Below are 12,301 nucleotides of genomic sequence, written 5' to 3'. Positions count from 1 at the left end.
TTGTATCGTCGAGGCATTTCTCGTTATTGTTAACGTAATTGCGCAGGCGTCCCACCGGGGCGAGTACCACGCATTCCCCGCCCAGACACGGAGGCTCCCATGACCGCCACCCTCACGCACCACCCCGCCGAGACCCACGCGCACACCCACGGTCCCGGCTGCGGGCACATGGCCGTCATCCACGGCGACCACGTCGACTACCTCCACGATGGCCACGCCCACCGTGAGGACTCCGGCCACTACGACGAGTGCACCGTGTGCGAGTGCGTGGACTGTAACGACCTCTGCGCGGTCTGCGAGTGCTCCGACTGCACTTGCCCCACCTGTAACCACGCCACCTGCTCCTGCGAGCATTGCACGGACTCCTGCTCGTCCTGCGTGTGCGAGGACTGCACCTGCGCGACCTGCACCCACGCGGCCTGACGCAAGGCCTGACCGGGGTGTCCTCGCCCTGAGACCCCCGGCCTCACAGCACAGCATGGTGCCCCGGCTGCCATCACCGGCAGCCGGGGCACCATGCTGTCCAGCCCGACGTGGACCTCCAACTCCTCGGTGGAGATCAGCTGGCCTGAGGAGCGGGCGCCTCCTCGCCGACGAGCGCGTCGACGCCGGCCTCCTTGCGCTGCTCCGCCGTGATCGGGGCGGGCGCCTCGGTCAGCGGGTCGTAGCCTCCACCGGACTTGGGGAAGGCGATGACGTCGCGGATGGAGTCAGCATGGGTCAGCAGGCTCACGATGCGGTCCCAGCCGAAGGCGATGCCGCCGTGCGGCGGAGCACCGTACGCGAAGGCGTCGAGCAGGAAGCCGAACTTCTCCCGGGCCTCATCCTCCCCGATCCCCATGACGTCGAAGACGCGCTTCTGGACGTCAGAGCGGTGAATACGGATCGAGCCGCCGCCGATCTCGTTGCCGTTGCACACGATGTCGTAGGCGTAGGCCAGGGCGTGGCCCGGGTCCTGGTCGAAGGTGTCGAGCCACTCCGGCTTCGGGGAGGTGAAGGCGTGGTGCACGGCCGTCCAGGGCGAGGCGCCCAGCGCCACGTCGCCCTCCTCCTTCGCCGCCACAGAGGGCTTGAACAGGGGGGCGTCAACGACCCACACGAAGGACCAGGCGTCCTCGTCGATGAGGCCGCAGCGCTTACCGATCTCCAGACGCGCCGCACCCAGCAGTGCCCGGGCGGCCTCGGCAGAGCCGGCGGCGAAGAAGATCGCGTCACCTGGCTGGGCACCCGTGGCCGTGGCCAGGCCCGCACGCTCGGCCTCGGTGATGTTCTTGGCGACGGGGCCGCCGAGCTCACCGGTCTCGGAGACGGTGACGTAGGCCAGGCCCCTGGCGCCGCGCTGCTTGGCCCAGTCCTGCCAGGCGTCGAAAGTGCGGCGCGACTGCGAGGCGCCCCCGGGCATGACGACGGCACCGACGTACTCGCTGTGGAAGACCCGGAAGGTCGTGTCCTTGAAGTAGTCGGTGAGCTCGACGAGCTCGAGGCCGAAGCGCAGGTCCGGCTTGTCGGTGCCGTAGCGCTCCATGGCGTCCTTGTACGTCATGTGCGGGATAGGCGTGGTCAGGTCGTAGCCGATGAGGGCCCACACCTCCTTCAGGACGTCCTCCGCAACACGCATGACGTCCTCCTGCTCGACGAAGGACATCTCGATGTCGAGCTGGGTGAACTCGGGCTGGCGGTCGGCCCGGAAGTCCTCATCGCGGTAGCAGCGCGCGATCTGGTAGTAGCGCTCCATGCCGGCAACCATGAGCAGCTGCTTGAAGAGCTGGGGGCTCTGCGGCAGGGCGTACCAGGAGCCGGGGGCCAGGCGCGCCGGAACGAGGAAGTCGCGGGCCCCCTCCGGGGTCGAGCGGGTGAGCGTGGGGGTCTCGATCTCGACGAAGTCGTGGCGGGCCAGGACGGCGCGCGCGGCCTGCGAGACCTTCGAGCGCAGGCGGATGGCGTGCTGCATGGGCGAGCGGCGCAGGTCGAGGTAGCGGTAGCGCAGACGCGCCTCCTCGCCCACCTGGCCCGCGTCCTCGGCGTGGTCGGAGACCTGGAAGGGCAGGGCGGCCGCCGTGTTGAGGATCTCGATGTCGTTGACGACGACCTCGACCTCGCCGGTGGGCAGGTGAGGGTTGGCGTTACCCTCGGGGCGCCGGGTGACCTCGCCGGTCACACGAAGCACGTACTCCGAGCGTAGGTCGTGGGCGACATCCTCGCGGATGACGACCTGGGCGATGCCGGAGGCATCACGCAGGTCGATGAAGGCGACGCCTCCGTGGTCGCGGCGGCGATCAACCCAGCCGGTGAGGGTGACGGTCGATCCGATGTCGGCAACGCGCAGGGAACCTGCGTGGCGGGTGCGCAGCATGGGCGCTGTGGTCCTTCCGTTGGGGGCGCGTGGTCCCGGCGCCCGGCGGGGCGCACCGCGAGACGGGCGGGCGCCGACGCCGATAGTACGCGTGCCCGCACCACGTCCCTCCACACGAGCGGAGCCCCTCCAAGAGAGCGGAATCACGTGTGACCTGCGACCTCGGGCCGGGTCGACCGCTGTCAAACCCCGGCACGGCCGATACAGTACTGCCCGGAGCGATCCGTGCTGTGAACCCCGTTCGGGGCTGCGCCGCCCTTGGCGACCAGGCAGTTCCCGTGAGTCTGTGCGTGAAGCCCATCAGCCATCGTCGACCATCGTGTCGAGCCAGGTGCAGGGCGAGTGTGGTGGGTGCGGTACGGCAAGAGGTGGGCCGACCGAGCCTCCCCCACGCTTCGCGACAGGTCCGCACCGGACCGGATACGGGAACAACACCAATGAACACTATGACCCCTGGCAGCACTACGCCCTCTGACGGGCCCCTGAGCCTCGACGCCCTCTTCAAGGCCGAGGTCAACCGCACCGACGGCGACGCCGTCGCCTCCCCCACGGACTCGACGTCGGCGGCCTGCGCCGACTCCTTCGAGTCCGCCTCCTCCTTCGACACCCCCGCCTCCTCCGACTCCCCCGAGGACCCGGAGGACGTCGACCACGAGGATGAGGAGGACGACGTCGACACGGCCGCCGCCCTCGCCCTTGAGGAGAACGACCCCGAGGACCCCGACGACGAGGCGGAGGTCGAGGACGACGGTGCCGAGGACCTCGACGAGGACGAGGTTGACGGCCACGCCCCCTTCGTCGACGACGGCGAGGACGAGGAGGAGCAGGTGGACAAGGCCCCCGAGGAGGTCACCTTCAGCGACCTGGGCCTGCCCGCCGACCTGCTCAAGGCCGTGACGGACATGGGCTTTACCACCCCCACCCCCATCCAGCGCGAGGCCATCCCCGTGCTGCTCGGAGGGCGCGACGTCGTCGGCGTCGCCCAGACCGGTACCGGCAAGACCGCCGCCTTCGGCCTGCCCCTGCTCGACGCCGTCGACTCGCGTGACGGCACGGTCCAGGCACTCGTCCTGGCCCCCACCCGCGAGCTCGCCATCCAGAGCACCGACGCCATCACCGACATGGCCCAGCGCTCGCGCGGCCTCGACGTCGTCGCCGTCTACGGCGGCGCCCCCTATGGCCCGCAGATCGGCGCCCTCAAGGGCGGCGCGCAGGTCGTCGTCGGCACCCCCGGCCGCATCATCGACCTCATCGAGAAGGGCGCCCTGCACCTGGAGGACGTGCGCTTCTTCGTCCTGGACGAGGCCGACGAGATGCTGCGCATGGGCTTCGCCGAGGACGTGGAGACCATCGCCTCCTCCCTGCCCGCCGAGCGCCGCACCGCCCTGTTCTCGGCGACGATGCCGCCGGCCATCCAGGCCGTCGCCCGCCAGCACCTGACCGACCCTCAGCGCATCGAGGTCTCGCGCCAGTCCTCCACCGTGGACACCGTCCACCAGACCTACGCGGTCGTGCCCTTCCGTCACAAGATCGGGGCCGTCTCACGCGTCCTGGCCGTCACCGACGCCGCCGCCGCCATCGTCTTCGTGCGCACCAAGTCCACGGCTGAGGACGTCGCCATCGAGCTCGCGGGCCGGGGTATCCAGGCTGCCGCCATCAGCGGTGACGTGCCCCAGCGTGAGCGTGAGCGCCTGGTCGAGCGCCTGCGCCAGGGCACGCTTGACGTCCTCGTCGCCACCGACGTGGCCGCCCGCGGTCTCGATGTCGAACGCATCGGGCTCGTCGTCAACTTCGACGTGCCCCGTGAGGCCGGGGCCTACGTACACCGCATCGGTCGCACTGGCCGCGCCGGCCGCCACGGTGAGGCCGTCACCTTCCTCACCCCCAAGGAGAAGGGCAAGCTCCGCCAGATCGAGCGGCTGACCGGCACCCGCCTGGAGGAGATCACCCTGCCCTCGCCGGCCGACGTCTCACGCCACCGCGCGGGCACACTGCTGGGCAAGGCCGCTGCGAGGCTCGAGCGTGGCCGCCTCGAGATGTACACCGAGCTCGTCACCGCCAAGGCCGCCGAGCTCGAGATCGAGGTCGAGGACCTGGCCGCGACCCTGATGGCCCTCGCCGTGGGCGACGAGGGCCCCCGCACCTGGAAGGAGCGCAAGGAGGAGCCACGTCAGCGCGTGCGCCGCGAGGAGACCGTGGACTCCGAGGGCACCTTCGTGTCCGCCTCCTTCGAGGGCGGCCGGGACCGTGATGACCGCCGTGGGCGCGGTGAGCGTCCCGACGGCAAGCCCGGCGCCGCCCGTGGTGGTCGCCGCAGGCACGAGGACGGCACCGGCACCGTCTACCGGGTCGAGGTCGGTCACCGTGACCGCGTCCTGCCCGGCGCGATCGTCGGCGCGCTGGCCAACGAGGGCGGGATCTCCGGCTCCGACATCGGCAAGATTGACATCCTCCAGTCCTTCTCCCTTGTGGAGATCCACGCGCCCCTGTCCGCGGAGCAGCTTGAGGCCATGAGCCACGCGACCTTCGGTGGGCGCGAGCTGCGCATCCACCCCGACGAGGGTCCGGGCCGCGGCTGGGACGGTTCCGACAACCCGTCCTCTGAGAGCCAGCAGCGCCGCACCGAGCGTCCCCGTTTTGATCGCGACGGCGAGCGTGGCGGCTTCCGGCGCGACAACGACCGTGGTGGCTTCCGCGGCGGACGCGGTGGTTTCCGCGGTGGGCGTGACGGCGAGCGTGGCGGCTTCCGCCGCGACAACGACCGTGGTGGCTTCCGCGGCGGACGTGACAATGAGCGTGGCGGCTTCCGTGGCGGACGTGACGGCGAGCGCGGCGGCTTCCGGCGCGACAACGACCGTGGCGGCTTCCGCGGCGGACGTGACAATGAGCGTGGCGGCTTCCGCCGCGACAACGACCGTGGCGGCTTCCGCGGCGGGCGCGACAGCGGGCGCGGTGGCTTCCGCCGTGACAACGACCGTTGGTGAGCTGAGCGCGAGCTGAGAGGTGTGGGCCGGTACCGGAAGGTGTCGGCCCACACCCGTACCCGCCCCGTGTCCACCAGCCGAGCACCTCAGGCCACACGACAAGCAGCGAGAGCAATCGGCCGCACGTGGGAATAACAGCGGCAGCATTCGTGTTGCACGGGCCAGACACCACCACTGACACCTGCCCGGCACGAGAGGCACGACTGTGACCCCAGCCCTCTACCTTCTCGCCGTCGTCATTCTGGGCTTCGCCGCCACCCTCCTGCACCTGCCGCCCCTCGTCGGCTTCCTCATCGCAGGATTCGTCATCGGCTCCTCGGGGCTGCCCAACCTGCCGGTCGTCGACGTCATGGGCGACGTCGGCGTCGCGATCCTGCTGTTCACGATCGGCCTCAAGCTCGACCTTCGCACCCTTACGCGCCGGGAGGTCTTCGGCACCGCCGTCGCCACCATGGTCCTGCTCACCGGCCTCGGCGCTGTCGTCATCGGCGGATTGCTCCTGCTCGGCCTGCAGGTGGACACCGTCACCCCCACCGGAGTGGTGCTGCTCGGCTTCGCCCTGTCCTTCTCCTCGACCGTCGTCGTCATCAAGCTCCTGGAGGAGCGCGATGACACCGGCTCGCTGTACGGGCGCATCGCCATCGGCGTCCTCGTCGTCCAGGACATCGCCGCCGTCGTGTACATGACCTTCACCTCCGGGCGCACCCCGAGCCCCTGGGCACTGGCGCTTGTCCTGCTGTGGCCCGGGGCGAAGCTTCTGGGCCTGGTCCTCGACCGCATCGACCACCGTGAGATGCGCACCCTGTTCGGCATCGCAGTCGCCCTGCTGCCCGGCTACCTCCTCTTCGATGCCCTTGGCATCGACGGCGACCTCGGCGCCCTGCTCATGGGCGCCCTCATGGCCTCCCACCCGGCCGCCAAGGAGCTCTCCAGCTCCCTGTTCACCATCAAGGAGCTGCTTCTCGTCGGCTTCTTCCTGTCCATCGGCATGGACGGGGTCCCCGGCACCGGTGCTTTCATCCTTGCCGGCGTCCTGCTCGTCCTGGTCCCCCTCAGGGCCGTGGTGTACACGGTGACCGTGCGCGTGCTGCGCATGCGACGGCGCACAAGCGCGCTCACCGGCCTGGCGATGACCGCCTACTCCGAGTTCGCGCTCATCGTCGTCGCCGTCGCCGTCGAGCACGGCGTCCTCGGGGGCGAGTGGACCGCCGCGGTCTCGCTCGCCCTGGCCCTGTCCTTCATGCTCTCGGCCGTCGTCAACCGCCGCCCCGCCGCCCTCATCACCTGGATCACCCATCTCATCCCCCACCGCCCCGCCAACACCCTGCACCCAGAGGAGCGGCCCCTCGACCTCACCGGCGTGCAGACCGTCATCTTCGGCATGGGCCGCATCGGCCGCGCCACCTACGCGCGCCTGTACGCCGACGGCGCGCGCGGGGTTCTCGGCATCGACAACGACGCCAGCAAGGTCGAGCAGCTCGCCGCCAAGGGCTACAACATCCTCGAGGCCGACGCCACCGACCAGGAGTTCTGGCAGCGTCTGGACGCCGTGCACGCCACCAAGGCCGTCCTCGCCATGCCGGACCCGGGCGCCAACCTCCACGTCATCGAGTGGCTGAGCCGTTCGAGCTTCACCGGCCGCATCCTCGCCATCGCCCGCTACGACGACGAGGCCAAGCAGATGTGCGCCAAGGGCGTCGACGTCGTCCTCAACGTCTATGACGGGCTGGGCGCCTCCCTCGCCGAGGCCGTCGAGGCCCTCGATCCCGACTCGTGCGACCGGCATGGGCCCGAGTGCACGCAGACGCACGAGAGCGCCACTGAATCAGCCGCTGAGCCCGCCACCGGGTCAGCGCCCACCCTGAGCCCGCCACCGGCTGAGCCGCCCGGAGCGCGCCCCAGCCACCAGCCTCTCGGAAGGACCACATGACCGCCGCCGCCTACCTCCTGACCGTGATCCTGCTCGGCTTCGCTGCCGCGCTCATGCGCCTTCCCCCGCTCGTGGGCTACATCGCCGCAGGCTTCGTCCTCGGGGCGGCCGGTCTGCCGACGATCTCCTGGGTCAGCACCGTCGGAGACCTGGGTGCGGCGCTCCTGCTGTTCTCCATCGGACTGGACCTCGAGCCCCGCGCCCTGTCACGGCGGGTCGTCTCCGGCACCGCGGCCATCACCATGCTCATCCTCATCGCCGTGACCAGCCTCGTCGTCGGCTTCCTCGCCCTCGTCGTCGGGGTCGGCGTGGGCCACATGGCCGGGTGGGGCGCCGCCCTCGTCGTCGGCTTCGCCCTCGCCTCCTCCTCGACCATCGTCATCATGAAGATCCTCGAGGAGCGCGACGACGGCTCCGCCCACTACGGGCGCATCGCCGTCGGAACCTCCATCTTGCAGGACACGGCCTCCATCGCCCTGCTCATCTTCATCTCCGGCCAGACCCCCAGCCCCTGGGCGCTGCTCCTCGTGCTGCTGTGGCCCGCCCGCTACCTCGCCGGCTGGGTGCTCTCACACATCTCCCACCGTGAGATGTACACGCTGTTCGGCATCGCGGTCGCCCTGCTGCCCGGCTACGAGCTCTTCGAGATCGTCGGCCTGCCCGGCACCCTCGGCTCCCTCGTCGTCGGCGCCCTGCTCGCCTCGCACCCGAGCTCTACCGACCTGGCCGAGTCCTTCCGCCCCGTCCAGGAGCTCTTCCTCGTCGCCTTCTTCGTCTCCATCGGCACAGCCGGCCTGCCCGGACCGGGGGCCCTCATCATGGGCCTGGCCCTCCTGGCCCTCGTGCCCCTGCGCTCGGCGGTCTACACGGGCGTGCTGTGGGCCATGCGCCTGCGCCACCGCAGCGCCGTCCTGACCGGCCTGGCCGTCGGCTCCTACTCCGAGCTGGCGCTCGTCGTCGCAGGCGTGGGCGTCACCCAGGGCATGCTCGGCAGCGAGTGGCTCCAAGCCCTGTCCCTGGCCGTCGCCGGCTCCTTCATCCTCGCCAGCGTCGTCAACAAGCGCCCCGGGCGCCTCGTGCGGTTGTTCTCCCACGCCCTGCCCGACCACGCCCCCGACGCCCTGCACCCGACGGAAGCGCCCGTGGACCTCACAGGTGTGGAGGTTGTCGTCTTCGGCATGGGGCGTGTGGGACGCAGCACCTACCGTCGGCTCGTCTCCCAGCTCCCCCGCCACGGCGAGAACGCCCCCCTGCCCGTCCTCGCCGTCGACTCGGACACCGACAAGGTCCAGGGCCTGTCCGCCCTCGGGATCAACGTCATCGAGGGCGATGCCACCGACACCGACTTCTGGCTGCGTCTGGGGGCTGGGGAGGTGCGCACCGCCGTCCTGGCCATGCCGGAACCGGGGGCGAACCTGCGGGTCCTGGACTGGATCGAGCGTCACGGCTTCGCCGGCGAGGTGGTCGCCGTCGCACGTTTCGACGACGAGGCGTTGGAGATGCACGAGCGCGGTGTCGACACCGTCATCAATGTCTACCAGGGCGTCGGAACCGCTCTGGCGGATGCCGTCACGGTCCCGCGCGGGCCCGTCAACGCAAACGCTCCAGCAGGGCGCTGACCTCCTCAAGGCGGGCCAGCTCCTCCTCCAGCGGCTCGACCAGCGTGGCGCCCACGACCTGCGCCACTGCCCGGTTCAGACGTCGGCGCACGCGCGCACCGCGCCGTGAGGCGCCCACGCGTGCCAGGAGCGTGCCCACCCAACTGAGCACGAGCCCCACAGCCAGGCCGCCCACCAGCAGGAGGGTCGGCCAGGGCACGATGCCCCAGCGCGGCGGGTCCACCGTCAGCAGCAGGACATGGCTCATGACGTGCAGGACCACAAGCCACCCGCCGCCCACCAGTGCCACCAGTGCCAGGAGCACCTGCAGGACGTTGGCGAGCGTCCACCAGCGCGGGAGCTTGCCCTGCTCCAGGTCCGTGCGTGCGACGGCGGCGTCGAGCCGGTCGGCCAGCTCCTCCACCCCGGTGCCGCAGCGCTCAACGGCCCGGTCCTGGGCCTCAGGGTGCAGGTCGCGTGAGCGGCCCACCACGTAGGCGTGAGCGGCAGCACGCAGGGCCGAGGACTCGGCCGCACCCATCGCGGGAGCCGAGGTCCGGGCCACCGGGGCCTCCTCGCCCGCGGCCTGGGGCCGCCGTGCCGCAGCGTCCCCGAGGTGCAGGCGGCGCAGCGGATCCACACGCAGGCGCACCAGCCAGCGCAGCGGCAGCCAGCCGACACGGCGGGCCGCTTCCAGGCGCATCGAGGCCTCCACGGCCTTCGCCACGCGCTCAGTGCCCGCGCCGCGCCGCGCAACCTCCTCCAGCGCCTCACGACCGCCGTCGCCAGTGACTGCCTGCGCGTACGAGGCCTGCTGCCTGAGGCTGTCGCGCGCCCGAGCCGCCAGGGTGCGGGCGTCCGCCGCCAGACGCCGGGCAGTGACGTCGTCGGACTCGGCGACCTGACGGATGCGCACGCGCAGCTCCTGCACCCCCTCCCCGGTGCGGGCACTGACCTCCACCACGTCGATGTCCGCCAGACCCTCCTGGGCGAGCAGGCGGGTGAGGTCACGCACGGCCTGCTGCCGCTCGTCCCTGCCCAGGCGGTCCACCTGGTTGAGGGCGACGACGGCGACGGCGGCATGCTCGGCCATGGGGGCGATGAAGTCATGGTGGATGACGGCGTCGGCGTACTTCTCGGGGTCCAGGACCCACACGAGGACATCGACAAGGGAGGCCAGGCGCTCGGCCACCACACGGTGGTGGCGGGTGTCGGAGTCGATGTCGGGCAGGTCGAGCAGGACGGTGCTGCGCCCCACGCCGACAGCGGCGGGCCCCCAGGACGGGGTCTCGGGCAGCTGAACGCGCTGATCGACCTCGAGCCAGTCCAGCAGCCGGGCGGCACCGGCCACGGTCTCGGCCGAGGGCTGGGCGGGCAGGGCGGCCAGGGGCTGAGTCGTCGTCGGCCGGGTGACGGCCGTCGGCGCGAGGTCTGCCCCACAGACCGCGTTGAAGAGGCTCGACTTGCCCGATCCGGTCGCCCCCAGCAGGGCGACCACCTGGATGCCCGGGGCGATGAGCCGACGCTGACCGGCGCGCTCGATGAGGTCGCGAGCAGGGTCGAGCACCTCAGCGGGCAGCAGGCCGTCGCCGATCTCGACCAGCCGCGCCAGCAGGGCGAGGGGGTCCTGGGAGCTGCGGGCGCCCACGGTATCTGGGCTGGTGGCTGTCATCGCGTCATCTCTCGCGTGAGCGCCCCAACGGCGTCAGAGGCCTGACGGGCGTGCTCGTCAAGGACCTCGGGCCTGGGAGACGGTATGGGCAGGGCGGAGGTGAAGACGGACTCCTGCTCGTCCAAAAGCGCCGCCACGCGTTGGCCGAGGACCAGGCGGGAGCGTCGGGTGAGGTCGCGCACCGCCTGGTCCCCGAAGACCGCCTCGAGCAGGCGCTGCGCGACCAGCGCGGTGCCGCCCGCGACACCCACCTCCACGCCGGTCAGGCCACCGGTGTGGGCGAAGACGACGACCATGAGGGCGACGCCGACGCCGTTGACGCCCAGGGACAGCAGGCGTGCACCCAGGCGCTTGCCCGCTCCCTCGGCCCGGACCATGTCGAGGATGTCGCCCTGCCAGTGGCGCACCAGGTCCTCGCCCTGCCGGGCGCGCTCAGCCGTTGTCGCCAGCGCGGACAGGGCGGATGACAGCGGCCAGGCGGCGCTGCCCGCCCGTCGCCAGGCCCGCTCGGTCTCCAGGGCGGCCCGCTGGGTCTCGCCGACGAGCAGGTTCGCCACGGAGGACTCAATGGCCTCCTCGACGCGGTCGGCTGGGGCCGGGCGCCCCAGGATGGTGGAGGTCACGCGGTCGCGCAGGCGACCGACCTGCGACTCGAGCCCGCGCCAGAGCTCGCCCGTCCCGACGAACTCCTGCCAGCGGGCCAGCACCTCGCCGCGCAGCAGGGAGCCGTCCGCACTCGCCATGGTGATCCGCTCCAGCGCTTCGGCGTGGGCGGTGACGGCGGCTGCGGCCAGGCGGTCGTGCTCGGCGTCCTGGGCGCGCACGGCCTCTAGGAGGCCGTCCATCTGGCTCAGGACTGAGCCGAGGGCACCGGTGAGGGTCTGGCGGGCCACCTCGCCTCGGGCGCTCGCGTCAGCCGCCAGCGTGCCCAGCCAGTGGCGCAGCGGCGCCACGTACGCGTCCGGCAGGAAACCATCGGCCTCAAGCGGGGTCTCGGGGACGACGAAGACGGGTGCGCCTGCCAGGCCCGCGGCGTCGAGCCGACGGCGCAGGTCACCCGTGACCGTCTCGGTGGCGTCCGTGGGCACGCGGTCCAGGACGACGGCGGTCACGACCCCGCGTGCGGCCGCCCCGCGCAGGTGGTCCCAGGGCACGGCGTCGGCGTAGCGGGAGGCGGTGGTGACGAAGATCCACAGGTCGGCGGCCGCCAGCAGGGTGGCGGCCAGGGCGCGGTTGTCGTCGACGACCGAGTCGACGTCGGGCGCGTCCAGCAGGGCCAGGCCCGGCGGCAGACTGGAGCAGGCGCGCACCTCAACCTCTCGGGGCGTGTGGGCACCCGCAGGGGTGGGTGGGGCCGCCTCAGCCACACGCACGCGAGCGAGTGAGCCGAGCACACGCCCGTCCTCGAACCAGGGCCCGTCGCCGGTGGCGTGTAACAGCAGGGGCCGGCGCGTCGTCGGACGGATGGCGGAGGAGACGCTCACCTGGCGGCGCACGAGCGAGGACACGAGGGTGGATTTGCCCGCGCCCGTGGAGCCGCCGACGACGGCGAGCAGGGGCGCGTCCATCGCCCACAGGCGCGGCAGCACGTAGTCGCCGAGCTGGTCGCGCAGGAGGCGGGAGGTGCCCACAGCGCGGTCCGCGCCCGCGAGCGTGTAGGGCAGGTGGAGGCCGGACAGGTCCTCCTGGAGCTGGCGCAGAGCCGCCTCGGTGACGGTGGTGCCGGCGGCCGGTCCGTGTGCGCTGCCCGCCCCTCTGTCCATC

General features: G+C 71.6%; 7 protein-coding genes. 4 read left to right on the top strand and 3 right to left on the bottom strand.

The genetic code is table 11. The annotated features are described in order from the left end of the window. Window positions 1–99 precede the first annotated feature (99 nt). Window positions 100–423: a hypothetical protein gene (locus ID810_RS05950; RefSeq protein WP_166855023.1), complete on the top strand. Its 324-nt coding sequence runs from the start codon at window positions 100–102 to the stop codon at window positions 421–423. 136 nt (window positions 424–559) lie between these two features. On the opposite strand, the gene aspS is transcribed toward ID810_RS05950, so the two are convergent. Beyond that, on the bottom strand, window positions 560–2,353 hold the full coding sequence (gene aspS, locus ID810_RS05945) for an aspartate--tRNA ligase (RefSeq protein WP_166855024.1): 1,794 nt from the start codon (window positions 2,351–2,353) through the stop codon (window positions 560–562). A gap of 437 nt (window positions 2,354–2,790) precedes the next feature. On the opposite strand from aspS, the gene ID810_RS05940 reads away from it, so the two are divergent. The 3 genes from ID810_RS05940 to ID810_RS05930 all read left to right on the top strand — a co-directional run bounded on the left by ID810_RS05940 (window position 2,791) and on the right by ID810_RS05930 (window position 8,886). Continuing rightward, window positions 2,791–5,337, top strand: a complete 2,547-nt coding sequence (locus ID810_RS05940; RefSeq protein WP_166855025.1) for a DEAD/DEAH box helicase — start codon at window positions 2,791–2,793, stop codon at window positions 5,335–5,337. Window positions 5,338–5,542: 205 nt separating this feature from the next. Beyond that, window positions 5,543–7,267: a cation:proton antiporter family protein gene (locus ID810_RS05935; protein ID WP_166855026.1), complete on the top strand. Its 1,725-nt coding sequence runs from the start codon at window positions 5,543–5,545 to the stop codon at window positions 7,265–7,267. Then, entirely contained in the window at window positions 7,264–8,886 is a 1,623-nt protein-coding gene (locus tag ID810_RS05930; RefSeq protein ID WP_166855027.1) for a cation:proton antiporter family protein, read from the top strand. The genes ID810_RS05935 and ID810_RS05930 overlap by 4 nt, the downstream gene beginning before the upstream one ends. Here ID810_RS05930 and ID810_RS05925 read toward each other — a convergent pair. Both ID810_RS05925 and ID810_RS05920 read right to left on the bottom strand, forming a co-directional pair. Continuing rightward, complete coding sequence (locus ID810_RS05925) at window positions 8,858–10,537, bottom strand: GTPase (RefSeq protein WP_166855028.1); 1,680 nt, start codon at window positions 10,535–10,537, stop codon at window positions 8,858–8,860. The two genes, ID810_RS05930 and ID810_RS05925, sit on opposite strands and share 29 nt — an antisense overlap. After that, entirely contained in the window at window positions 10,534–12,300 is a 1,767-nt protein-coding gene (locus tag ID810_RS05920) for a dynamin family protein (RefSeq protein ID WP_166855029.1), read from the bottom strand. The genes ID810_RS05925 and ID810_RS05920 overlap by 4 nt, the downstream gene beginning before the upstream one ends. Window position 12,301 lies beyond the last annotated feature (1 nt).

The sequence above is a fragment of the Actinomyces respiraculi genome, from assembly GCF_014595995.2.
Lineage (GTDB): Bacteria > Actinomycetota > Actinomycetes > Actinomycetales > Actinomycetaceae > Actinomyces > Actinomyces respiraculi.
The sequence above is the reverse complement of the archived record's forward strand: the minus strand, read 5'-3'. Positions and strand labels throughout refer to the sequence as shown.